Source organism: Pseudomonas sp. PWP3-1b2, assembly GCF_049896045.1.
Lineage (GTDB): Bacteria > Pseudomonadota > Gammaproteobacteria > Pseudomonadales > Pseudomonadaceae > Aquipseudomonas > Aquipseudomonas antarctica_B.
Genome location: NZ_JAFCTN010000015.1, coordinates 54741 through 79096, shown reverse-complemented (window position 1 = coordinate 79096; position 24356 = coordinate 54741). Strand labels below are relative to the sequence as shown.

General features: G+C 60.4%; 21 protein-coding genes and 1 pseudogene. 14 read left to right on the top strand and 8 right to left on the bottom strand.

The window, feature by feature from the left end; genetic code table 11:
• Positions 1-295: 295 nt before the first annotated feature.
• Positions 296-751, top strand: a complete 456-nt coding sequence (locus ACP7A2_RS12415) for a DUF721 domain-containing protein (RefSeq protein WP_375069669.1) — start codon at positions 296-298, stop codon at positions 749-751.
• An 8-nt stretch (positions 752-759) separates the two neighbouring features.
• On the opposite strand, the gene ACP7A2_RS12410 is transcribed toward ACP7A2_RS12415, so the two are convergent.
• Complete coding sequence (locus ACP7A2_RS12410) at positions 760-2238, bottom strand: helicase HerA-like domain-containing protein (RefSeq protein WP_426134430.1); 1479 nt, start codon at positions 2236-2238, stop codon at positions 760-762.
• A 195-nt stretch (positions 2239-2433) separates the two neighbouring features.
• Between ACP7A2_RS12410 and ACP7A2_RS12405 the strand changes: the two are divergent.
• Positions 2434-3468: pseudogene (locus tag ACP7A2_RS12405) on the top strand (HAMP domain-containing protein); the annotation flags it as partial.
• 93 nt (positions 3469-3561) lie between these two features.
• Positions 3562-4326 carry a methyl-accepting chemotaxis protein gene (locus ACP7A2_RS12400; protein WP_426134459.1) on the top strand — a complete coding sequence of 255 codons (765 nt, stop codon included), beginning with the start codon at positions 3562-3564 and terminating at the stop codon, positions 4324-4326.
• Between the two features lie 12 nt (positions 4327-4338).
• On the opposite strand, the gene ACP7A2_RS12395 is transcribed toward ACP7A2_RS12400, so the two are convergent.
• Together ACP7A2_RS12395 and purU are read right to left on the bottom strand one after the other, a co-directional pair.
• Complete coding sequence (locus tag ACP7A2_RS12395; RefSeq protein WP_426134429.1) at positions 4339-4509, bottom strand: hypothetical protein; 171 nt, start codon at positions 4507-4509, stop codon at positions 4339-4341.
• A gap of 102 nt (positions 4510-4611) precedes the next feature.
• Positions 4612-5460, bottom strand: a complete 849-nt coding sequence (gene purU, locus ACP7A2_RS12390; protein WP_348060169.1) for a formyltetrahydrofolate deformylase — start codon at positions 5458-5460, stop codon at positions 4612-4614.
• Positions 5461-5810: 350 nt separating this feature from the next.
• Between purU and mvaT the strand changes: the two genes are divergently transcribed.
• A complete protein-coding gene (gene mvaT / locus ACP7A2_RS12385) occupies positions 5811-6185 on the top strand; it encodes a histone-like nucleoid-structuring protein MvaT (protein WP_005790963.1) in 375 nt (124 codons plus the stop codon).
• 91 nt (positions 6186-6276) lie between these two features.
• Here the strand turns inward: mvaT and sbcB are convergent, their stop codons facing one another.
• On the bottom strand, positions 6277-7704 hold the full coding sequence (gene sbcB, locus ACP7A2_RS12380; RefSeq protein WP_426134428.1) for an exodeoxyribonuclease I: 1428 nt from the start codon (positions 7702-7704) through the stop codon (positions 6277-6279).
• 166 nt (positions 7705-7870) lie between these two features.
• Here sbcB and ACP7A2_RS12375 point away from each other — a divergent pair, with 166 nt between their 5' ends.
• Genes ACP7A2_RS12375 through ACP7A2_RS12350 form a run of 6 tightly spaced genes read left to right on the top strand, consistent with a single transcriptional unit; the run spans position 7871 to position 14538 of the window.
• A complete protein-coding gene (locus ACP7A2_RS12375) occupies positions 7871-8563 on the top strand; it encodes an RDD family protein (protein ID WP_426134427.1) in 693 nt (230 codons plus the stop codon).
• Positions 8560-9540: a stage II sporulation protein M gene (locus ACP7A2_RS12370; RefSeq protein ID WP_426134426.1), complete on the top strand. Its 981-nt coding sequence runs from the start codon at positions 8560-8562 to the stop codon at positions 9538-9540. The genes ACP7A2_RS12375 and ACP7A2_RS12370 overlap by 4 nt, the downstream gene beginning before the upstream one ends.
• Positions 9527-11053: a DUF4129 domain-containing protein gene (locus tag ACP7A2_RS12365; RefSeq protein WP_426134425.1), complete on the top strand. Its 1527-nt coding sequence runs from the start codon at positions 9527-9529 to the stop codon at positions 11051-11053. The genes ACP7A2_RS12370 and ACP7A2_RS12365 overlap by 14 nt, the downstream gene beginning before the upstream one ends.
• Complete coding sequence (locus tag ACP7A2_RS12360; RefSeq protein WP_426134424.1) at positions 11050-12207, top strand: DUF4350 domain-containing protein; 1158 nt, start codon at positions 11050-11052, stop codon at positions 12205-12207. The genes ACP7A2_RS12365 and ACP7A2_RS12360 overlap by 4 nt, the downstream gene beginning before the upstream one ends.
• Positions 12204-13199: an AAA family ATPase gene (locus ACP7A2_RS12355; RefSeq protein ID WP_426134423.1), complete on the top strand. Its 996-nt coding sequence runs from the start codon at positions 12204-12206 to the stop codon at positions 13197-13199. The genes ACP7A2_RS12360 and ACP7A2_RS12355 overlap by 4 nt, the downstream gene beginning before the upstream one ends.
• A gap of 7 nt (positions 13200-13206) precedes the next feature.
• Complete coding sequence (locus ACP7A2_RS12350; protein WP_426134422.1) at positions 13207-14538, top strand: DUF58 domain-containing protein; 1332 nt, start codon at positions 13207-13209, stop codon at positions 14536-14538.
• A 55-nt stretch (positions 14539-14593) separates the two neighbouring features.
• Here the strand turns inward: ACP7A2_RS12350 and ACP7A2_RS12345 are convergent, their stop codons facing one another.
• A complete protein-coding gene (locus ACP7A2_RS12345) occupies positions 14594-14953 on the bottom strand; it encodes a PilZ domain-containing protein (RefSeq protein WP_375069686.1) in 360 nt (119 codons plus the stop codon).
• Between the two features lie 205 nt (positions 14954-15158).
• Entirely contained in the window at positions 15159-15533 is a 375-nt protein-coding gene (locus ACP7A2_RS12340; protein ID WP_426134420.1) for a tetratricopeptide repeat protein, read from the bottom strand.
• Positions 15534-15709: 176 nt separating this feature from the next.
• On the opposite strand from ACP7A2_RS12340, the gene pyk reads away from it, so the two are divergent.
• Positions 15710-17161: a pyruvate kinase gene (pyk, locus tag ACP7A2_RS12335; RefSeq protein WP_426134419.1), complete on the top strand. Its 1452-nt coding sequence runs from the start codon at positions 15710-15712 to the stop codon at positions 17159-17161.
• Positions 17162-17332: 171 nt separating this feature from the next.
• Here pyk and ACP7A2_RS12330 read toward each other — a convergent pair whose 3' ends face one another.
• Together ACP7A2_RS12330 and ACP7A2_RS12325 are read right to left on the bottom strand one after the other, a co-directional pair.
• Positions 17333-18079 (bottom strand): enoyl-CoA hydratase-related protein, encoded by a 747-nt coding sequence (locus ACP7A2_RS12330; protein WP_426134418.1) that lies wholly within the window; start codon positions 18077-18079, stop codon positions 17333-17335.
• Positions 18080-18109: 30 nt separating this feature from the next.
• On the bottom strand, positions 18110-19042 hold the full coding sequence (locus tag ACP7A2_RS12325; RefSeq protein WP_426134417.1) for an iron-sulfur-binding ferredoxin reductase: 933 nt from the start codon (positions 19040-19042) through the stop codon (positions 18110-18112).
• 214 nt (positions 19043-19256) lie between these two features.
• Here ACP7A2_RS12325 and ACP7A2_RS12320 point away from each other — a divergent pair, with 214 nt between their 5' ends.
• The 3 genes from ACP7A2_RS12320 (at position 19257) to ACP7A2_RS12310 (ending at position 24242) form a co-directional block, all read left to right on the top strand.
• On the top strand, positions 19257-20780 hold the full coding sequence (locus tag ACP7A2_RS12320; protein WP_375069692.1) for a fumarate hydratase: 1524 nt from the start codon (positions 19257-19259) through the stop codon (positions 20778-20780).
• Between the two features lie 376 nt (positions 20781-21156).
• On the top strand, positions 21157-22923 hold the full coding sequence (locus ACP7A2_RS12315; RefSeq protein WP_426134416.1) for an ATP-binding protein: 1767 nt from the start codon (positions 21157-21159) through the stop codon (positions 22921-22923).
• The gene (locus tag ACP7A2_RS12310) at positions 22917-24242 is read left to right on the top strand and encodes a sigma-54-dependent transcriptional regulator (protein WP_426134415.1); all 1326 of its coding nucleotides are present in this window, start codon (positions 22917-22919) and stop codon (positions 24240-24242) included. The genes ACP7A2_RS12315 and ACP7A2_RS12310 overlap by 7 nt, the downstream gene beginning before the upstream one ends.
• Positions 24243-24356 lie beyond the last annotated feature (114 nt).

Sequence of the window (24356 nt, the reverse complement as noted above, 5' to 3'; positions counted from 1 at the left end):
TTCCACACATAGGGATGGAGGGCGCACCGTGAGTGGCCCGAGCAGCCCTCACGGCCGCATGCGAACGCGCATTCTACCCGGATTCGTGGGTGAGGAAAGTGGCGTTATTCCCCGATGCTGGCATGGCGCTGTGAGAGGGCCTGTTTAAAATAAGGGCTTTTGCTGGAACTTCAACCCATAGAGCGCAGAAGTTACCCAATTGATTTCACGGGCAATGCCCGCTCAGCACATCGCCTGGGGGGCACGCAGGCGCTTTCTGCTAAGATGGCGGCTCTGTTACTTAAGGTGTCTAAAAATGGCCTTTCGCCCACTTACAGCCCGCGCCCCCAGCGTGTTGCTTCGCGAAGCCAAACCGTTAAAAGCCATCTTTGGCCACGCGCAACGCTTGGGCCATTTGCAACGCCTGCTCGACAGCCAGCTGCAGCCCGCCGCACGTGAACATTGTCATGTCGCGTCCTGGCGTGAAGGCAATTTGCTGTTAATTGTCACCGACGGCCATTGGGCCACCCGTCTGCGCTATCAGCAAAAACGCCTGCAACGTCAATTGATGGCGTTTGATGAGTTTGCCAGCCTGACACGCATCCAATTCAAGGTGCAGCCGCCGACCGTGCAGCAAGGCGCGGTGGGGCACACGATGGACCTGTCGGAAAACGCGGCCGAAACCATTCAGGCAACGGCCGACGGGATCAGCGACCCAGGCTTGCGCGCGGCACTGGAACGGCTGGCCGCCCATGCCAGGCCCAAAACCTGACCCACGGCCTATTTGCGTTTGCTGCCGCCCAGCAACGAGCCCAACAAACCTCGCACCAGCTGACGGCCCATTTGATTGGCGGCCTGCTGCATCGCTGATTTGAGTGCCTTGCCTGCGGTGGAGCCCAGAAACGCGCCGGCCTTGTCGGTAAAGCTTGGTTCTCCGGCGGCCGGCGTGGCCTCCTCGGTCGGCCCGAGGTCCTTGCGTGCTATCAACACTTCATAGGCAGACTCGCGATCAATCGGTTTGTCGTAACGCCCCAGCAACGGCGAACTGGCGATCAACGCCGCGCGCTCGGCCTCACTGAGTGGCCCGATTCGCGATTGCGGAGGCGCCACCAGCACACGCTGGACGACTTGCGGCGTGCCCTTTTCCTCCAGGGTGCCCACCAACGCCTCACCTGTGCCCAGCTCGGTCAATACCGACAAGGCATCGAACGCCGGGTTGGGTCGGAAGCCGTCCGCCACAGCCCTCAGGGATTTCTGTTCCTTGGTGGTGAAAGCGCGCAAGCCATGCTGAATGCGTAGACCGAGTTGCGCCAACACCGCGTCAGGCAAATCACCCGGCGATTGTGTGACGAAATACACGCCCACGCCTTTGGAGCGAATCAAGCGCACCACTTGCTCCAGGCGGTCCTGCAACGCCTTGGGCGTATCGGCAAACAACAAATGCGCCTCGTCGAAAAACAGCGCCAGCAGCGGTTTGTCGGCATCACCGCGCTCCGGCAATTGCTCGAACAGTTCGGCCAACAGCCATAACAGGAACGTTGCGTAAACCTTGGGCGCCTCATGCACCAGGCGGCTGGCGTCGAGCAAATGGATGCGCCCCCGGCCATCGCTGGCGGGCTGCAAAATATCTTCCAGTTGCAGCGCGGGCTCGCCAAACAAGGCTTCGGCGCCCTGCTGCTCCAGCACCGCCAGACGCCGCAACAGCGCCTGGCTGGAACCGGTGGTCATCAACGCGGCATCGTCGCCCAGCAGTTCCGGGTGATAACGCAGGTGGTTGAGCAGTGCCTTGAGGTCTTTGAGGTCCAGCAGCAGCAGGCCCTCGCGGTCTGCCACTTTAAAGGTGGCGTACAGCGCCGATTGCTGGCTGTCGGTGAGTTCCAACAGCGCGCCGAGCAATAACGGGCCCATTTCGCTGATGGTAGTGCGCAAAGGATGACCGCTTTGCCCGTGAATATCCCACAGCGTCACCGGATACGCCTTCGCCGTGTAATTAAGGAAGGGCATGCCCGCAATACGTTCGGCCACTTTGCCTTGAGGGTTGGCTGCAGCGCCCAGCCCGCACAAGTCGCCTTTGATATCGGCTGCAAACACGGCCACGCCCGCTTCACTGAAAGCTTCAGCGAGACGTTGCAGCGTGACGGTTTTGCCCGTGCCCGTGGCGCCGGCAATCAACCCGTGGCGGTTGGCCAGGCGCATGGCCTGGGCGATGGGCTGACCGTCTAAACCAGCGCCGATAAGAAGTTGCGTGGAGTCAGGCATTTCGTCACCTCTGGTTAAGCTTTAATCACGCCAGGTCGATAAAGACAAATGTGAGACCCACAAAGTCTAAAAATAGGACAGATAGTTCCTACAGGGGGTAAAAGAGAAGTATCACACCTTTTTTTGACGCTGCCATTTCGCGCATCCCACAAGGACGCGCTTCGGATATTAAGACCTTAGCGGACCCTACAAGCCATGAATAAAAATCTGCGCTTCAGCCATAAAATCCTGCTTGCAGCCTCCCTTATCGTGATCGCCGCTTTCGCCCTGTTTACCCTCTATAACGATTACCTGCAACGCAACGCGATCCGCGACGACCTCAATAGTTACCTGCATGAAATGGGCGATGTCACCGCCAGCAACATTCAAACCTGGCTGACCGGGCGCATTGCCCTGGTGGAAAACGCAGCACAAAATATCGCCATCAACCCGGAACCCGCGGTGGTGGCAACCCTGCTTGAACAGAAAGCCCTGACGTCTTCGTTCATGGCCACCTACGTCGGCGACAGCCAGGGCACCTTCACCATCCGCCCCGAAACCAAGATGCCGGACGGCTTCGACCCCCGCGTTCGCCCCTGGTACAAGGGCGCCCAGAGCACCAACGGCTCTACGCTGACCGAACCCTATATAGATGCGGCCACCGGGCAGTTGATCATTTCCATTGCCACCCCCAGCGTCACCCGAACCGGCCAGAGCATCGGCGTGGTCGGCGGCGACCTGAGCCTGCAAACACTTGTGGATAACATCAGCGCGCTGAATCTCGGCGGTATGGGTTATGCGTTCCTGGTCAGTGCCGATGGCAAAGTACTGGTGCACCCGGACAAGAGCCTGGTGATGAAGACCCTGGCGGACGTGTACCCGAAAAACACCCCGAAGATCAGTGGTGACTTCAGCGAAGTGGAGGCTAACGGCAAAGAAAACATCGTGACCTTTACCCCGATCAAAGGCCTGCCGTCGGTGAACTGGTACCTGGGTATTTCGGTGGATAAAGCCAAATCCTTCGCCATGCTCAGTGAATTTCGCACCTCGGCGGTGATCGCCACGATCATTGCTGTGGTAATCATCATCGCGCTGCTGGGCATGCTGATCCGCGTGCTGCTGCAACCCCTGCACGTAATGACTCGCGCCATGCAGGACATCGCCGATGGCGAGGGTGACCTGACCCGCCGCCTGACCATCCAGAACCACGACGAATTCGGCACGCTGGGGAATGCTTTCAACAGCTTCGTCGAGAGAATTCATACATCGATTCGCGAAGTGTCCTCGGCCACCGAACAGGTGAATGAGGTCGCCCTGCGCGTGGTCAGCGCCTCCAACTCGTCAATGGTCAACTCCGATGAGCAGGCCAACCGGACCAACAGCGTTGCCGCCGCCATTAATGAACTGGGCGCCGCTGCCCAGGAAATCGCGCGCAATGCGGCGCAAGCCTCGCATCAGGCCAGCGACGCGCGGCAGTTGGCTGAAGACGGCCAGCAGGTGGTAGAGCGCAATATCAAAGCGATGAACCAGTTGTCTCAGATGATCAGCGCTTCCAGCAGCAATATTGAAGCGCTCAACAGCAAGACGGTGAACATCGGGCAAATTCTTGAAGTGATCACCAGCATCTCTCAGCAAACCAACTTGCTGGCGCTGAACGCTGCGATCGAGGCGGCACGTGCCGGGGAAGCCGGACGCGGGTTTGCGGTGGTGGCGGATGAAGTGCGCAACCTTGCGCATCGCACCCAGGAGTCAGCGCAACAAGTGCAAAAGATGATCGAGGAACTGCAAGTCGGCGCCCGTGAATCGGTCAGCACCATGAGTGAGAGCCAGCGCCACAGCCTCGACAGCGTGGACATCGCCAACCTGGCCGGTGAGCGCCTGAACAGCGTGACTCAGCGTATTGGCGAGATCGATGGCATGAACCAATCGGTCGCCACCGCCACCGAGGAACAGACTTCGGTGGTGGAGTCGATCAACATGGACATCACCGAGATCAACACCCTCAATCAGGAAGGTGTGGAAAACCTGCAATCAACCCTGCGCGCGTGCACCGACCTGGAACAACAGGCCGCGCGGTTGAAGCAGCTGGTCGGCAGTTTCCGTATCTGATCCGGCGCGCCGTTATTCGGCAGTGGGTTCGGGCGCGCCTTTGTGCTGCTCCCACAATTCGGCGGCACCGGGAAATTCGGTGCCGTCTTCTGCGTCCAGGTCATCCGGGTCAAATCGGCTCAAACAGCCCTCCCCCAACGTCGCAGGGGCTTTGGAAGTGGCTTTGTCCAGTGGGTCGCTCATCGATCACTCCTCAACGGCAGGCAAAGAAAAAGGGCCTGGGACGATTTAACGCCCAGGCCCTCTTTCTCTTCAATCAAAAGCTTCAATCAACCACTGCGGCTATTAGAACACCACGGTTTTGTTGCCGTGCACCAGCACGCGGTCTTCCAGGTGGTAACGCAGGCCACGGGCCAGCACCATCTTCTCGACATCACGGCCGAAACGCACCATGTCTTCAATGCTGTCGCTGTGGCTGACGCGCACAACGTCCTGCTCGATGATCGGGCCGGCGTCCAGCTCTTCGGTGACGTAGTGGCACGTTGCACCAATCAGCTTCACGCCCCGCAGGGACGCCTGATGATAAGGCTTGGCACCGACAAACGACGGCAGGAAGCTGTGGTGAATGTTGATCACCTTGCCGGCGTATTCGCGGCACAGTTCCGGCGGCAGGATTTGCATATAACGCGCCAGCACGACCACATCAGCTTCGTGCTGCTTGACCAGACGGGAGACCTCGGCAAAGGCTGGCTCCTTGTCTTGCGGGTTGACCGGCACGTGGTAGTACGGGATGCCATGCCACTCAACCATGCTGCGCAGGTCGTCGTGGTTGGAAATTACGCACGCGATGTCGCAGTCCAGCTCATCGCTGTGCCAGCGGTGCAGCAAGTCGGCCAGGCAATGGGACTCACGGCTCGCCATCAACACCACGCGCTTCTTTTGCTCGGTATCAGTGATGTGCCAAGTCATCGAAAACTCTTCGGCGATCGGCGCAAACGCCTCACGGAAAGCTTCGAGGCCAAAGGGCAGCGTATCGGCACGGATTTCGTGACGCATGAAAAACCAACCGCTGAGATCGTCCGAGTGATGGCTCGCCTCGGTGATCCAGCCGTTATGGGAAGCCAGAAAGTGACTGACTTTGGCAACGATGCCAACCCGGTCCGGGCAAGCAATCACCAGCCGAAAAGTGCGCATTAGGGGAAAACTCCAGAACTTCGCAAAGGCCGCCATTCTAGCGATTACTCAGAAAAACTGCAGTATTGATTGCGGCTTATTCTACGCGTCGGCCCATGCTACAGCCCTTAATAGCGTAAGGTTTTTACCACCACACTATGACCGTGCAACAGCACGCTTGAGCAGTTATGAAAAAATACAGAGATTATCTTTAGGTTTACCACCTACTAATTAACTCGTTTGCATAGCGCTGCCACAAACATTCAACGTAATTCACATAAAAGTCTTCTTTAATGTTTACTTGAGCAAATTGCCTGACTATTATTGGCTCACTTGCCCTGTCAATCAGCGCTCTACATAAGGTAGTCCACATGTCTCTGATCAACGAATACCGTGCCACCGAAGAAGCTATCAAAGAACTGCAAGCCCGTTTGAAGAACCTGTCCCAAGACGACAAGCTGCAAACCGAGCTGGAATTTGAAGGCAAATTGCGCACCCTGATGGGTGAATACTCCAAATCCCTGCGTGACATCATCGCGCTGCTGGATCCAGAGTCGAAAGTTAAAGCACCGCGCGGCGCTGTGAAAACTACCGGCACCAAACGTGCTCGCAAGGTCAAGCAATACAAAAACCCGCACAACGGTGAAGTGATTGAAACCAAAGGTGGCAATCACAAGACCCTGAAAGAGTGGAAAGCCAAGTGGGGCGGCGACGTAGTTGAAGGCTGGGCTACCCTGCTGGGCTAAGCTTCGCCAGGCTCGCGCCTGATAGGCAACACAATAAAAAACGCCAGCTTGCTGGCGTTTTTTATTGTCCGGATATTCTGCAACTACTCGACTACAGGTCCAGCCGTGCGGCTAACGAGTCGGCATATTCCTGCCACTGATCCAGCACCTCGCACTGCAACGGTGTAGCACTAACAGCCCATTCCTCACGTGCCTGCTTAAATGCCAAAAGGGTATTGGGCGCGCCACACTCCGGACTCGACAAACGTTGCTGACAGAAAAGTTTCCAGCGCTGTTGCTCCTCGTTGTTCAAGGTCTCGGGAAAGTTACGCGCCCGGTAGCGGAATAATAATTCCGGCAAACGATGATCATCAAAAGGCCACTGCTGAAGCGCTAATTGCGTCGGCTCAGCCGTACGGACTTGCTCACACAAACGCCGGTCACGGTCTCCAATAAAACCGTCGTAGAGCTGCTGCTCCGGGTCAGTACTCGGCGCAAACTCTTCCTCTGCGTAAAGGGTGGCTAACTTGTCACGCCAAACTTCCTGTGCGTCAGTTAGTCGCAGTGCACGTGCCTGAACGGTGTCCATATCCAAGTGCAGTCGCTCCAGGTCTTGTGCCCGCAACACATTCAAGGGGGCCACCACCGGGCACCGGTTGATATGCAGCAACTTGAGCGGCACCGGCAGTTCACCTTCGGCCAAGTCTTCCCGGCGCGTGTAGAGGCGCTGGCGCAACGTCTCGGCGTCCAGATCCAGCAGGCCCTGCGGGTCGAGCCCCAGGTCACACACGATCAACGCATTGCGGTTGCGCGGGTGCCACGCAAGAGGCAGCACCACGCCCAGGTAATGCCGTTGCGCAGAGAAGCGCCCGGAGATATGCACCATTGGTTGCAGCAGGCGCACCTGATCCATCACCCGTTGTTTGCTGCGCAATTGAAACAGCCAGTCATACAGCTTGGGTTGTTTCTCACGCACAAGACGCGCCAAGGCAATAGTGGCGCGCACGTCCGACAACGCATCATGGGCCTGTCCGTGATCAATGCCGTTGGCCGCGGTCAATCGCTCAAGTTTGAGGGTCACGCGCCCGTCCTGCTCGGGCCAGACGATGCCTTCGGGGCGCAACGCGTAGGCCGTGCGAACCACATCAATCAAGTCCCAGCGGCTATTTCCGCCCTGCCACTCACGGGCATAGGGGTCAAAAAAGTTGCGATACAGGCTGTAGCGCGTCATTTCATCGTCAAACCGCAGGGTGTTGTAACCGGCACCGCAGGTGCCTGGCGCGGCCAATTCGGCATGTACCCGGGTCATGAAGTCTGCTTCGGCCAACCCCTTCTCGGCCAGGATGCCAGGGGTTATACCGGTAATCACGCACGCGGCCGGATGGGGCAGGATATCGTCGCTGGGCTGACAGTAAAGATTGACCGGCGGGCCGACTTCGTTGAGCTCGAGGTCGGTACGAATACCGGCGACCTGCAGCGGACGATCCCTGCGCGGGTTGATGCCGGTGGTTTCATAGTCGTACCAGAAAATGGTAGTCACGGGCTGTTCCTTTACTGAAGATCGGCAAAGTCTAGGCGCATGAAGGCGTTCGGGGCCAGCGATACCTTGACTGTACAAACATCCAGCAAAACCTTGAGTGGTTGCTTCCACCGTTGACACTGCTAGCATCCGTCTCTCTTACCGCATCGCACTGCCAGGGATCGCAATGCCATCAGCCCCTTTGGACACCCGCTACCAGATCGAGACCCCGGAGGGTATTGATCTGCCCCTACGCCCGGCAGGCTTGCTGCCACGGGCCTTGGCTTTTACCTTCGACCTGGGCGTTCGTGGGCTGATCATGGGTATCCTGTTTGTGCCGCTGGCGCTGCTGGGCAATGTGGGCATTGGCCTGGGTTTGTTGCTGCTCTTCCTGGTCAGTTGGTGGTACATGGTGCTGTTTGAAGTGCTCAACCAAGGCTGCTCTCCCGGCAAGCAGGTCATGGGCCTGCGAGTCGTTCAGGACGACGGCACACCGGTCGGCTGGTCCGCCTCCCTTATTCGTAACCTGCTGCGTTTTGTGGACCTGCTGCCCTTCGGCTACTTCCTCGGCGCCATCAGTTGCCTGCAACATCCGCATTTCAAGCGCCTGGGCGACCTGGCCGCCGGAACCCTGGTGATTTACCACCAACAACCTCTGGCCCGCCCGCACCTGCCTCAAGCCGCCGCGCTGCGCTTGCCCTTTGCGCTGGACCTGAGCGAACAGCGCGCCATCCTCGGCTTCGCAGAACGACAGGGCGAGTTGTCCACCGAACGGGTGCAAGAACTGGCGGCGATCCTCGCCGCGCCCCTGCAGGTTTCCCCGGCCCGAGCAGTCGAACAACTCAACGGCGTCGCCCGCGGTTTACTGGGGCCCACATGAAACAGAGCGTGTTCGAAAGCCATCACCAGCCGCAATGGCACGCCTTTGCAGAACAGCTGAAACTGTTGGAGCAAGGTAAAGCCAAGGCAGGTGACATGGCGGAATTCCCTCATCACTATCGGCGCTTGTGCCAACACCTCGCGCTGGCGCAGGAGCGTGGCTACAGCAGTTATCTGGTCGACCCGTTGCAGCAATTGGCCCTGCGCGGTCATCAACAGCTATACCGCCATCGCAGCCGATTGGGGGCAAACGTGGTGAGCTTCATACTGGCCGGCTTTCCTCGCCTGGTGCGTGAACAGTGGCTTTTCGTGGCTATCGCCAGCGCGCTGTTCTTTGGCAGCCTGGCGGGCATCGCCTTGCTGGTCTACCTGTTTCCAGACCTCATCTACAGCATCGTCAGCCCCCAACAGGTCGCCGAGATGCAAAGCATGTACGACCCCGATGCCAGCCGCCTGGGCCGCGCCGCAGAACGCGCCTCCAGTGAAGACTGGATGATGTTTGGCTACTACGTGATGCACAACGTCGGCATCGCCTTCCAGACCTTCGCCGCCGGGCTTTTATTTGGCCTGGGCAGCGTGTTCTTTCTGATCTTCAACGGGTTGATCATTGGCGCTGTCTCCGGTCACCTGACCGGGATCGGCTACGGCCAGACCTTCTGGTCGTTCGTCATCGGCCACGGTGCATTCGAGCTGACCGCCATCGCCCTGGCCGGCGCAGCGGGCCTGCAACTGGGCTGGGCGCTGATTGCTCCCGGGGCTCTGGCTCGAAGCGAGTCCCTGCGCCTGGCGGCCAGAAAAAGCGTGCAGATGCTCTGCGGCGTCATGGTGTTCCTGCTGATCGCAGCGTTTATCGAAGCCTACTGGTCCTCAACCACCCGCATCACACCCGAGGTCAAATACCTGGTGGGGGCTGTGCTCTGGCTGCTGGTGGCCGCTTACCTGATTTTTGCCGGAAGGGCTCGCCATGCGCCTGAGTGATGCGAGCGTGGTCATTCGCCCCCGTTCAACCTGGGAAGCCATGGACCTTGGGGTACTCATGGCCCGAGAACATCGGCTGCTATTGATGAGCAGTTGGGCGTTGGTGAGCTTGCCGGTGTTTGCCTTGCTGACAGCACTTCTCTGGCAGCACCCGTCAGCCGCGATATTCCTGTTCTGGTGGCTCAAGCCGGCCTTCGACCGATTGCCGCTGTACATCCTGTCCAAAGCCCTGTTTGGCGAAACGCCAAGCGTCAAACAGGCTGTACGTCATTGGCCACAACTGCTCAAAAACCAACTGTTCGCCAGCCTGACCTGGCGTCGCCTCAGCCTGAGCCGCAGTTTCGTGTTGCCGGTCAGCCAACTTGAAAACCTGAGGGGCCAGGCGCGCCAGCACCGCTTGAGCGTACTGCTACAACGCAATGCCGCCGCTGCGCGATGGCTGACCATCCTCGGTGTGCTTGTTGAAATCGGCCTGTGGTTGGGGTGCATGGCGCTGTTCTATCTCTTCATTCCTGAACAGGTCGAACTGGATTGGGACTGGCAACAATTGGCGCTGGTAGCCGGCTCGGAAGGCTTGTGGCTTGAGCATCTGAGCAACGCCTTTTATGCCCTGATGCTGGTGTTCTGGGAGCCCATCTACGTGGCCTGCGGCTTCAGCCTTTACCTCAACCGTCGCACGGTGCTGGAAGCCTGGGACCTGGAACTGGTGTTTCGCAGGCTGCGCCAACGCCTGAGTAACGTAGCGACGCTGCTGCTGGCCGTCGGGCTGATGTTGCTACATGCCAGCCCTTCGGCTCTGGCGGATGAGGCCATTAGCCCCAGGCAACTGAGCACCCAGGCCGCCAGTCAATCGATCAAGGCGCAACTGGAACAGCCTCCTTTCAAAAACCCTGAAACCGTTACCCGCTACCGTTTCGGCGACGAAAAACCTCACGCTAAAAACACACCCCACGGTGACGGCCAGCTACCGGCCTGGCTCCAGGCGCTGTTGGACAACCTCAACAGCAACACTTTCAAACATGTCGCCCAGGGCTTGGAAATACTGCTGTGGAGCCTGCTGATCGCAGGTATCACGTTGCTCGCGTGGAACTACCGTAACTGGCTAAGCACCTTTGTCAGTCGACGCAGCGGGCGAAAACAGAAGGCGGCAAGCCCTGGTCCAACCCAATTATTCGGGCTGGAACTTGGCCTCGAAACGTTGCCAGAAGACATCGCCAGCGCCGCTGAAAAGCTGTGGTCGACACAACCCCGCGAAGCCCTCGGCCTGTTGTACCGCGGCCTGCTCAGCCGGTTGCTGCATGACTTCAACCTGCCGCTGAAAAGCGCTGATACCGAAGGCGAGGTGCTTGAGCGCGTTCACCATTTGCAGCAACCACAGCTGCTCGCTTTCAGTGATGAGCTGACCCGTCACTGGCAAAACCTCGCCTATGGCCACCGCATGCCCACACCCCTTGCCCAGCAAAAACTGTGCAGCGACTGGCGTGCGCTGTTTCATTCGGGAGCCGCCACATGAACCGCCTCTTACTCTGGGTAGGACTGCTGCTCGCCTGCCTGCTGGGAGCCGGTGCTTTTTATGCCTGGCACAAGGCAATCCCGTATGACGAAGTGGTGGATCGCGGGCCGTCGCCACAAGCGCGGGCAAACCCTTATCTCGCGGCTGAGTATTTCCTGCGCCAGCAAGGCGTGGCAGTGGAACACGCCAACGGCCTTGAACGACTCAACAGCCTGCCCCCGAAAGGCAACAGCCTGCTGTTGCTGGGCGAGCGCAGCAACATGGCCCCGCGTCAGGTCGAGCAACTCTTAGAGTGGGTGAAGTCCGGTGGTCACCTGCTGGTCGTCGCCGAAGCGTTATGGGATGAAGAGACTCGCACCAGCGGCGACCTGCTGCTTGACCGATTGGACATCCACCAGTCACTGAGCGACACCTTTGACGAGCAGGCTGCCACACGTAAAAAGAAAGTGCCGGACCTGACCAAACTCTATATCGATAATGAAACCGCCCCGGCTTATTTCAGTTTCGCTACCGACTTCAACCTCTCCGACCCCAAGCACCTGGCGCAGTTTTCCGCCAACAGCGCCAAGTCCAGTCACTTGATGCAACGCGGCCTGGGGCAAGGCACCGTAACGGTCATAACCGACAGCGACCTGTGGAAAACCCCAAGCATCGGTAAACACGATAATGCCTGGCTGCTGTGGTACCTCAATCAGGGCATGAACGTGACATTGCTCTCCAACAGCGAAGTGGACAACCTGCTCACGCTGTTGCTGCGTTACTTCCCACAGGCCCTGGTGGCACTCGTCGCACTCATTGCCCTGGCGCTGTGGCAGGCAGCCATGCGCCAAGGCCCAATCCAGGCACCCGCGCCCAAGGCACGTCGGCAGCTACAGGAACACTTGCAGGCCAGTGCCGATTTCCTGCTGCGTCGCAGTGGCCAGGGCAACCTGTTGCACGCCTTGCAGCGTGACATCCAGCGCGCCGCGCGGCGCCGTCACCCAGGCTTCGAACACCTTGAAACGGTTGAACAGTGGCAGGTGCTTGAACGCCTGACGCACCAACCCTCCCACTTCATCAGTCAGGCCCTCGGCCCACTTCCGGCAAAACGGCTCAACAGCGCCGATTTCAGCCGTCGGGTGGCGTGCCTGCAAACTTTAAGGAATGCCCTATGAGCGACCTTCCAGCAGCCACCACCCCGTCCACCGACGACCTTAAACAGGCCAGCGCCAGAGCCCAGGCCCTGCGCATTGAACTGCGCAAGGCGGTGATCGGCCAGGATCAGGTGATTGATGACGTACTCACCGCGTTGATCGCTGGCGGCCACGTCTTGCTCGAAGGTGTACCCGGCCTGGGCAAGACCCTGCTGGTGCGCGCACTGGCGCGGTGTTTCGGTGGCGATTTCGCGCGCATCCAGTTCACCCCGGACCTGATGCCCAGCGACGTAACCGGTCACGCCGTGTATGACATGCACTCCGAACAGTTCAAGTTGCGTAAAGGGCCGATATTCACTCACTTGCTGTTGGCCGACGAAATCAACCGTGCCCCGGCCAAAACCCAGGCCGCGCTGCTTGAAGCCATGCAGGAGCGCCAGGTCACCCTTGAGGGCGAGGCATTGCCCATCGGCCAACCCTTCATGGTGCTGGCTACCCAAAACCCTATCGAACAGGAAGGCACCTATCCCCTGCCTGAAGCCGAACTGGACCGGTTTATGCTCAAAGTGCGCATGGATTACCCCGAGGCGCAGCAGGAATTGGACATGGTGCGCGAAGTGACCCGTTCGTCCAGGGCCGACATGCTGGATGTGCAACCGCTGCGCACCGTATTGCAAGCGGAGGACGTGCTGAAACTGCAGCAAATCGCCAGCGAGCTGGCACTGGATGAACAGGTGCTCGACTACGCCGTGCGCCTGGCTCGGGCCACGCGCACATGGCCGGGCCTGACTCTCGGCGCCGGCCCACGGGCTTCCATCGCCCTGGTACGTGGCGCTCGCGCTCGAGCCTTGTTGCGCGGCGGCGAATTCGTCACCCCAGACGACATAAAGGGTTGCGCATTGGCGGTCCTGCGGCATCGGGTACGTATTGCGCCAGAGCTGGACATTGACGGGCTGGAGGTAGACCAGGTGCTCAAGCAGTTGTTGGACCAGATTCCGGCGCCTCGGCAATGAGCCGCCCATGAAACCGACGCGACTGTTGTTGGGCTGGCTGGGTGTGCTGCTGGGGCTGAATACCCTGCTCGGCGCTGCTACGGCGTTGCAACTCAAGGTGCCCGGTATGTTGCATTCGGTGGCGTGGGGCTTGCTGCTGGCACTGTTACTGCTGGCGCTGCTGGACACCCTGCGCCTGCGCCGCCTGCCTTCCGTCCAGGTGCAACGGCAGATGCCCGGCAGCCTGGCACTTGGCCGTTGGGGCGAGGTACGCCTGACACTGACCCACCGCTACACGCAACCGATAAGGGTGCAGGTGTTCGATCATGTCCCGGATGGCTTGAGCCTGGACAACCTGCCTCAGGCCATTGAGCTGCGACCCGGCGAACACAGCGAGCTGGGCTACCGCTTGCGTCCGCTGCGCCGCGGACACTTCAGTTTCAGCCGGTGTGAAATTCACCTGCCCAGCCCGTTTGGCCTGTGGTCGGCACGTCGATTTATCGAGGTGGCCGATGCCACCCGCGTCTATCCGGATTTCGCCCGGTTGTACGGCGCCCAGCTATTGGGTGTGGATAACTGGCTGAGCCAGTTGGGGGTGCGTCAACACCCGCGCAGAGGCCTGGGGCTGGAATTCCACCAGCTGCGAGAGTTTCGTGAGGGCGACAGCCTGCGCCAGATCGACTGGAAGGCCACCGCGCGCCAACGCTCCCCCATTGCCCGGGAATATCAGGATGAGCGCGACCAACAAATTGTGTTCATGCTCGATTGTGGCCGGCGCATGCGCAGCCAGGATGACGAGTTATCGCATTTCGACCATGCGCTCAACGCTTGCCTGTTGCTCAGCTACGTAGCGCTGCGTCAGGGCGATGCCGTTGGCCTGTGCACCTTTGCCAGTGACCAGCCGCGCTACGTGGCGCCGGTCAAGGGCAGCAGCCAACTGAACCTGCTGCTCAATGCGGTTTATGACCTGGATACCACCCGGCGCGCGGCTGACTATCAAGCTGCCGCCAGCCAGCTGCTGGCGCGGCAAAAACGCAGGGCACTGGTGATTGTAGTGACCAACCTGCGAGATGAAGACGATGAAGCGCTGATGGCCGCGGTCAAGCGCATCGGCCGACAACACCGGGTGCTGATCGCCAGCCTGCGCGAAGAAGTGCTCGACCAACTGCGCCAGGCGCCCGTGCAAACCTTGCCCGAGGCGCTCACTTACAGCGGCACGGTCGACTACCTCAATACCCGCAACGAACTGCATGACCGACTGAACGCTCACGGCCTGTCAGTGCTGGATACGCTACCGTCTCAGCTGGGCGCCGCGTTGGTTACGCGTTATCTGGGCTGGAAAAAAGCCGGAGTGTTTTAAAGCGGGCATCGGACCCGGTCGAGGGAGCCCGAACCGGTCCGATAATGCGCGATAGCTAGGCTGACGCCTGCAAGGGATCAAAACTGAAGTAATTGAGCAGCGCAGTGATCAGTTGCTCGTACTCGGCGGACGCCTTAATTACGCTGAACCCGGAGTCGTAATGCTGAGGATTGATGTCTTCATGGCTCCACAGGCACGTCGCCGTGAGGTCAATCGCCTGGATTTCGCCTTCCTGGTCAGGAATCTTAAGGCGCAGCTCGAAGTCGGCGTCGACCATCAAAGGCAAATGGCTGATCAACATCAGCCCTTTTGCAGAGACATTGCCCAAATAACCGATGGGTTTATCAGTAAAGCGATTAAACACCTGCAAAAAGCAAGATAACTGGTGCCGTTCGATACGTCGGTGCTTAAACATGTGTGATCACCCTCCTATAGCCATTCCTTGGCCGTACCAGTCAGCTCGCTCTCCCTGGATCTCGGAGCGACATCACGCAGCATTGGGTCGCTGCACGACTGCTGAATCCGGGCCTCGCATTCGTCCGGGCAAAAACTTGTACAAACGAATATTCAAAGAGTAGCCCAAGACTGGCAACGGGCCAGCTATGCAGAGACAAAAAACCTTACAACGACGCCGGGCGAGGCTGTGCAGCACTGGCGCCGGGGTTGTGCCCCAACTGTTTCAGGGTGTCGAGCCGGGCGCGGGCGCGGTAAGCGTACTCACTGGCCGGGTATTGGCTGATGATGAACTGATAGGTTTGCACCGCATCGACGAACAATTTTTGCCGTTCCAGGCATTGGCCGCGCAACATCGATACTTCCGGCTGCACATAACGACGGGTACGGCTCTCACGATCAACCTGGGACAATTCCAGGATAACGCGCTCGCAATCACCCACCCCATAGGCACGGTAAGCATTGTTCAAATGATGGTCCATCGACCAGCGGGTACAGCCGACAACACTGACGGCCAGGGCAGCAACGAGCAAAATTCGCATGGGGGGTTCTCCTGTCTTGTGCAGTGTATCGACCCCTCGGCAAAAATCTTCAAGGATGTTCATCGATTCAACCGCAGCAAAAACAAGCCAATCGTCGATAAGTAGTGCAAACGAACAATGACTACAACGAAAGAGCATAGTAGCCTTCCCCAGCGCTTGAACTCAGGAGTCTGTGCATGTCCGTCCGTCGTACCAAAATCGTCGCCACCCTTGGCCCGGCCAGCAACTCGCCGGAAGTCCTCGAACAGCTGATTCTGGCTGGTTTGGACGTTGCCCGTCTGAACTTCTCCCACGGCACCCCGGACGAGCACAAGGCTCGCGCCAAGCTGGTGCGTGACCTGGCCGCCAAACATGGCCGCTTCGTCGCATTGCTGGGTGACCTGCAAGGCCCGAAAATCCGTATCGCCAAATTCACCAACAAGCGTATCGAGCTGAAGATCGGTGACAAATTCACCTTCTCCACCAGCCATCCGCTGACCGACGGCAACCAGGAAGTGGTGGGTATCGACTACCCGGACCTGGTCAAGGATTGCGGCGTCGGTGACGAGCTGCTGCTGGACGACGGCCGCGTCGTGATGCGCGTCGACACCGCCACGCCGACCGAGCTGCACTGCACCGTGATCATCGGCGGCCCGCTGTCCGACCACAAAGGCATCAACCGTCGCGGCGGTGGCCTGACCGCACCTGCCCTGACTGAAAAAGACAAGGCCGACATCAAGCTCGCCGCCGAAATGGAAGTGGATTACCTCGCCGTGTCCTTCCCGCGCGACGCTGCCGACATGGAGTACGCCCGTAAACTGCGCGACGAAGCCGGCGGCACTGCCTGGCTGGTGGCGAAGATCGAACGCGCCGAAGCCGTGGCCGATGACGAAACCCTCGACGGCCTGATCAAGGCGTCCGACGCGGTGATGGTTGCCCGTGGCGACCTGGGCGTGGAAATCGGTGACGCCGAGCTGATCGGTATCCAGAAGAAGATCATTCTGCACGCACGCCGCCACAACAAAGCGGTAATCGTAGCGACCCAGATGATGGAGTCGATGATCCAGAACCCGATGCCGACCCGTGCCGAAGTGTCCGACGTGGCCAACGCCGTGCTCGACTACACCGACGCCGTGATGCTTTCGGCTGAAAGTGCTGCCGGCCCGTACCCGCTGGAAGCGGTGCAAGCCATGGCGCGTATTTGCCTCGGTGCCGAAAAGCACCCGACCAGCAAGACCTCCAGCCACCGCATCGGCAAAGAGTTCGAAAGCTGCGACCAGAGCATCGCCCTGGCCGCCATGTACACCGCCAACCACTTCCCGGGTGTGAAGGCGATCATCGCCTTGACCGAAAGTGGCTATACGCCGTTGATCATGTCGCGCATCCGCTCCTCGGTGCCGATCTACGCGTTCTCCCCACACCGCGAAACCCAGGCCCGCGCGGCCATGTTCCGTGGCGTGTACACCGTACCGTTCGACCCGGCTTCGTTGCCACCGCATGAAGTCAGCCAGGCTGCCATCGACGAGCTGATCAAGCGCGGCGTTGTGGAGAAAGGCGACTGGGTCATCCTGACCAAGGGCGACAGCTACCACACCATCGGCGGCACCAACGGCATGAAGATCCTGCACGTTGGCGACCCAATGGTTTGATGTGACAGGCAATTGAAACGGCCCCGACTGGTTCGGGGCTTTTTTATACCTGTGGGTTTTGTAATGCCCTGAGGGCCTCATCGCGGGCAAGCCCGGCTCCCACAGTTGACCGCATTCCAATGTGGGAGCTGGCTTGCCTGCGATAGCGCCAGCGCAGTCAACGCACATTCATTAGCGAGAAATAAAAGCCGACAACGCCGCAATCGCCTCCGGCGACTTCAACCGCTGCGTAAACAACGCCCCCTCTTCCTCAATGACCTGCCGCAATTGCTCGCGGTCCACGCTCTTCATCAGTTGCTTGGTCACCTGCACCGCCCCCGGCGCCAGGCTTTCGAAGCGCTCAGCCATTTCCCGCGCCTTGGCCAACGCCGCCTCACCATTGCCCAGCGCCTCAGTGGCAATGCCCCATTGCGCCGCCTGTTCACCGGTAAAACCTTCGCCCAGAAGCAACAGCTCCGCCGCCTTCGCATGCCCCAACAGGCGCGGCAAAATCAGGCTGGAACCAAACTCCGGACACAACCCCAAGTTGACGAAGGGCATGCGCAACCGAGCATCACGGCTGACATACACCAAATCGCAATGCAACAGCAGCGTGGTGCCAATTCCCACCGCCGCACCCGCCACGCCGGCCACCACAGGCTTGCGGCAGTTAAGCAGGCTTTTCATGAAGTGAAACGGCGGGCTGTCGAGGTCGTTGGGCGGCTGTTCGAGAAAATCGCCGATGTCATTACCGGCAGTAAAACATTCACTGCTGCCCTGGATCAGCACGGCGCGTATGTGCGCATCCGCATCCGCCTGCTCCAACGCAGCGGCCAGTTGCGTGTACATGGCCCGGGTCAGGGCGTTCTTTTTATCAGGACGATTGAGCTGCAGGATCAGCAGCCCACGTTCGCGGCGTTGGAGAATGGCGTCGGTCATGGTGAATCTCGCGACTGAAAAATTCAGCGCTCAACCACGGGGCAGGAACACATCGGCCAGCAGTTGATTGCGCGGCAGTCCCGCCAGGAACAAGCGCTTGGAAAACGCCTCGACACTGTCAGGGTGCCCGCAGAGTAAGGCCAGAGTTTGCCGCGAAACAAGCCGCAGTTGCGCCAATGCCTGGGCCGACTCAGCCGCTGTCCACAGTTCCACCGTCAGGTTTGCATGCCTCGCAGCCAGCGCCACCAAGGGTTCGGCCAGGTAGTGGCCCTCGCCATCATGGGCCAGGTGAATCACCCGGATGGCGCCCTGGTGATCCTGGCGCAGTGCCTCGCGCAATACGCCCCACAACGGGCCAAGGCCGGTGCCCGATGCCAGCAGCCAAAGCGGTCGGGACTGCCAGTCGGGATCGTATTGCAACGCGCCGCCGCGTAATTCGCCCAGGCGCAGGCGATCGCCAATCGCCAACTGCCGCACGGCATCGCAGAATTCACCGGGCTGGCGGCAATCGATATGAAACTCCAGAAACCCATCTTCCTGGGGCAAGCTGGCCAGGGAATAGGGCCGCGCCACCTGCCCGGCCCATAGCACCAGATGCTGCCCGGCGCGGTAACGCAAGCCGCGTTCGGGTTGCAGGCGCAGGCGCAGCACATTCGCGCTCAGCCAGTCGACACCCACCACCTGCGCAGGCAAGCCGTCACGCCGGGGATCAAAGGCTTCAACCTTCAAGTCTCCAGCGATCTGACACTGACACGCCAACCGCCAGCCGTCCTGACGCTGCGCCGGGCTCAGGGCCTCGGGGTTGTTGTCCGCAACTTCACCCTGACAACGCACCAGACACGCATGACAACTGCCCGCGCGGCAACTGTAAGGCACGGCCACATCGGCCTGGTTCAGGGCATCCAACAGGTTGCTGCCGGTGGGGACCGACCAGTGGCGTTCGCCAACGTGCAGTTCAGGCATATAAGGTCTCAAACAGAAGGTGCGCGCACAGGGAATCATGCCTGCGACAGTTTGACCATAGTCGGGTGTATCGGCCACCGCGCCGGGTTATACTGCCGCGCCTTTTTAGCGTCGCGCCTGCACCAGTGGCGTGCCTTGGAAAGGTGGTTTCAGCCGACCGATGCAACACTGAAGCCACCTTTATTGAATGTTCCCTTATAGAGGAGCGCGACTCATGACCGTGATCAAGCAAGACGACCTGATTCAGAGCGTTGCCGACGCCCTGCAATTCATTTCCTACTACCACCCCGTTGATTTCATCCAGGCCATGCACGAAGCCTACCTGCGCGAAGAATCGCCAGCGGCCCGTGATTCCATCGCCCAGATCCTGATCAACTCGCGCATGTGCGCCACCGGCCACCGCCCGATCTGCCAGGACACCGGTATCGTTACCGTGTTCGTGCGCGTGGGCATGGATGTACGCTGGGACGGCGCCACCATGAGCCTGGATGACATGATCAACCAGGGCGTGCGTCAGGCCTACAACCTGCCGGAAAACGTCCTGCGTGCTTCGATCCTCGCCGACCCGGCGGGCGCGCGCAAAAACACCAAGGACAACACACCTGCGGTCATTCACTACTCCATCGTCCCGGGCAACACCGTGGAAGTGGACGTGGCGGCCAAGGGCGGCGGCTCCGAGAACAAGTCGAAAATGGCCATGCTCAACCCGTCCGACTCGATCGTCGACTGGGTACTCAAGACCGTTCCGACCATGGGCGCCGGCTGGTGCCCACCGGGCATGCTCGGCATCGGCATCGGTGGTACCGCCGAGAAAGCCGCGGTGATGGCCAAGGAAGTGTTGATGGAATCCATCGACATTCACGAGCTGAAGAAGCGCGGCCCGTCCAACCGTATCGAAGAGATGCGCCTGGAGCTGTTCGAGAAGGTCAACCAACTGGGCATCGGCGCCCAGGGCCTGGGTGGCCTGACCACCGTGCTCGACGTGAAGATCATGGACTACCCGACCCACGCCGCGTCCCTGCCGGTGTGCATGATCCCCAACTGCGCCGCCACCCGTCACGCGCACTTTGTGCTCGACGGTTCGGGCCCTGCGTCGCTGGAAGCGCCACCGTTGGACGCCTACCCGGAAATCGTCTGGGAAGCGGGCCCGTCGGCCCGTCGCGTCAACCTCGACACCCTGACCCCGGAAGAAGTGCAGAGCTGGCAGCCGGGCGAAACCGTGTTGCTCAACGGCAAGATGCTTACCGGTCGCGACGCCGCGCACAAGCGCATGGTCGAGATGTTGAACAAGGGTGAAACCTTGCCGGTAGACCTGAAAGGTCGCTTCATCTACTACGTCGGCCCGGTTGATCCGGTGCGCGAAGAAGTGGTTGGCCCGGCAGGCCCGACTACCGCCACGCGGATGGACAAATTCACCCGCCAGATCCTTGAGCAAACCGGCCTGTTGGGCATGATCGGCAAATCCGAGCGCGGCCCGACCGCCATCGAAGCGATCAAGGACAACAAAGCCGTATACCTGATGGCCGTGGGCGGCGCCGCTTACCTGGTGGCGCAAGCCATCAAGAAATCGCGCGTTGTGGCGTTTGCCGAACTGGGCATGGAAGCGATCTACGAGTTCGACGTCAAAGACATGCCGGTCACCGTTGCGGTGGATAGCAAAGGCGAATCCGTGCACATCACCGGTCCTGCCATCTGGCAGAAAAAGATCAGTGAAAGCCTGGCGGTAGAAGTGCAGTAAGCACCCCCTGCGCAAGGAGAAAGGCGACCGAGGCCCATGGCCCGGTCGCCTTTTTTATTGCCTGGTGACGCCCCGGTTGTAATCGGGCTTTCTGTGGCAGGCGGGCTTTCCGTGGCGAGCGGGGCCTGTCGTGGCGAGCGGGCTTGCCCCGCGTTGGGCTGCGAAGCGGCCCCATCAAGACCGCCGCAGTACATGCAGTTGCACCGCGCTGTCTGGTTTTAGGGCCGCTTCGCAGCCCAACGCGGGGCAAGCCCGCTCGCCACAACAAGCCCGCTCGCCACAGAAAGCCTGCTTGCCGGATCAGTCCGGCCAGCCACAAGATCCAGCCACTGCATGCTATGGTGCTCGCCCCCTTACTGTGCCTGCCCATCACCGTATGATCGTGATCCCTCGCCCCCTGCGCCTGACGTTCTACTCGCTGCTGATCATCGCCGGCGCGGTGCTGGCCGCTGCCTTGGCCACGCGACATGCCGAACGCCAGGCGCTGGTGGACGACGCCGTCCGCGCCAATCAGCAACTCACGCTGTATGGCAACTCGCTGCATACCCTGATCGAACGCTACCGCGCCCTGCCCGCCGTACTGGCCCTGGACTCGGAGATGATCAGCGCCCTGAAAAACCCGGTGGATGCGACGACCCAGGACGTGCTCAACCGCAAGCTGGAACGCATCAACGGCGCCGCGCAATCGTCCACGCTGGAACTGATGGACCGCACCGGCCTTGCCGTCGCGGCCAGCAACTGGTACCTGCCGAGCAGTTATGTGGGCCATAACTACGCGTTCCGGCCATATTTTCGCCAGACGCTGAGCCAGGGCACCGGGCGCTTTTACGCCGTGGGCGTGACCACCGGAATACCCGGCTATTTCCTCTCCAGCGCCGTGGTCGATGAGAACGAGCAGTTCCTTGGCGCCATGGTGGTCAAGCTGGAATTCCCTGAACTGGAGCGCGAGTGGGCTCAGGGCAATGACCTGCTGCTGGTGAGCGACGCCCGTGGCATCGTGTTCATCGCCAACCAGCCAGGCTGGCGTTACCGCGCCTTGCGCCCGCTGTCCGAGAGCGATCACGCCGAGCTCAAGGCCACCCGGCAGTACGACAAGAAACACTTGCAGCCTCTGGAAACCCACGTGCTGCAGCGCTTCGACGACAACAGCCACCTGATGCGCGTCAACGGCCCCGATGGCAACGCCAATTACATCTGGGAATCCCTGGCGCTGAAGGCCGAAGGCTGGACCCTGCACCTGTTGCGCAAACCGCAGTTCGCTTTTGAAGACCAGCGCAACGCTGGCCTCGCCGCCGCCGGGTCCTGGCTGGCGCTGGTATTCCTCGCGCTGTTCCTGAGCCAACGCTGGCGCCTGGCCCGTTTGCGCCAGCGCAGCCGCGAAGAGTTGGAACAACTGGTGGAAGAGCGCACCCAGGCCCTGCGCACCGCTCAGGATGGCTTGGTGCAATCGGCGAAGCTGGCGGCACTGGGGCAGATGTCCGCCGCCCTCGCCCATGAAATCAACCAACCGCTGACCGCCCAGCGCATGCAATTGGCCACTTTGCGCCTGCTGCTCGACCACGGCCGCGTGGATGACGCCTATAAAGCCCTGACGCCGCTGGACGACATGCTCACGCGCATGGCCGCGCTCACCGGCCACCTCAAGACGTTCGCGCGCAAAAGCCCGAGTGGCCTGCGCGAGCGCCTGGACCTGGCCACCGTGGTCGACCAGTCGCTGCAGTTACTCGACGCGCGCCTGCGTGATGAAGCCATCGGCGTGGTGCTCGACCTGACTCGCCCGGCGCTGGTACGCGGCGATGCCATTCGCCTGGAACAGGTGCTGATCAACCTGTTGCGCAATGCCCTCGACGCGATGGCCGGCAAACCGCGCAAGCGTCTGGAAATACGGCTGCACGCCGATGAACAATTGTGGCAACTGACCGTCAGCGACAGCGGTGGCGGGATTGCCGACGAACACCTCAACAGCGTGTTCGACCCCTTCTTCACCACCAAGCCTGTGGGTGACGGGCTCGGTTTGGGGCTGGCGGTTTCCTACGCTATCGTGCACGAATTGGGCGGTCGCCTGATCGCCAGCAACCGTGGCGATGGCGCGGTGTTTACCCTGACGTTGCCTATCGCGCTGGAGACGCCCGACTTATGTTGAACGCAGTGATTGTGGTTGATGACGAAGCCAGCATTCGCACGGCGGTCGAGCAGTGGTTGAGCCTGTCGGGGTTCGACGTGCAACTGTTCAGCCGCGCCGAAGAGTGCCTGGCGCAGCTGCCCAAGGATTTTCCCGGGGTGATTTTGAGCGACGTGCGCATGCCCGGCCTCAGCGGCCTGGAGTTGCTCGCCGAAGTGCAGCGCCGCGATGCTGATTTGCCGGTCATTCTGCTGACTGGCCACGGCGACGTGCCGATGGCGGTGGAAGCCATGCGCGACGGTGCCTATGACTTCTTGGAAAAACCCTTCAGCCCGGACGCATTGCTCAACAGCCTGCGCCGCGCGCTGGACAAGCGCCGACTGATCCTGGAAAACCGCCGCCTGCATCAACAGGCCGACCATCGCGAGCAACTCGAATCCAGCCTGCTGGGCGTGTCCCGGGGTTTGCAGAACCTGCGCCGCCAAGTGCTGGACTTGGCAACCTTGCCGGTCAACGTGCTGATCCGTGGCGAAACCGGCAGCGGTAAAGAATTGGTCGCGCGCTGCCTGCACGACTTCGGCCCTCGGGCGAAGAAACCCTTTGTAGCACTCAACTGCGCGGCGATCCCCGAGCAGTTGTTTGAAGCCGAGCTGTTCGGCCATGAAAGTGGCGCGTTTACCGGCGCCCAGGGCAAGCGCATCGGCAAGCTGGAATACGCCCACGGCGGCACGCTGTTTCTCGACGAAATCGAAAGCATGCCGTTGGCTCAGCAAGTGAAGTTGCTGCGCGTGTTGCAGGAACAGAAGCTGGAGCGGCTGGGTTCCAATCAAAGTATTCACGTGGATTTGCGCATCATCGCCGCCACCAAGCCGGACCTGCTGGAAGAGGCCCGCGCCGGGCGCTTTCGCGAGGACCTGGCGTATCGCCTGAACGTCGCGCAACTGCGCCTGCCGCCACTGCGCGAGCGCCGCGAAGATATTCCGCTGCTGTACGAGCATTTCGCACAGAGCGCCGCCGAACGCCTGGGCCGCAGTGCGCAACCCTTGAGCGGCCCGCAACTGGGGCGCCTGCTCAGCCACGACTGGCCGGGCAATGTGCGCGAACTGGCCAACGTTGCTGAACGCCAGGTGTTGGGCCTGGGCGAGCCGGAGCCGGAAGGCATTGAGGCCGGTCAGTCACTGGCGGCGCAGCAGGAAGCGTTCGAGGCGCATTGCCTGAAAGCTGCGTTGACGCGGCACAAGGGTGATATCAGGGCGGTGCTGGCGGAGTTGCAACTGCCGCGTCGTACCTTGAATGAAAAGATGCAGCGCCATGGGTTGGCGAGAGAGATGTTTCTTTAGGCTGGCGGTTGTATTGCCTTCAGCGCAGCCATCGCAGGCAAGCCAGCTCCCACATTGGGATATGTGAATACGTTCAGAAATGTGGGAGCTGGCTTGCCTGCGATAGGGCCAGCA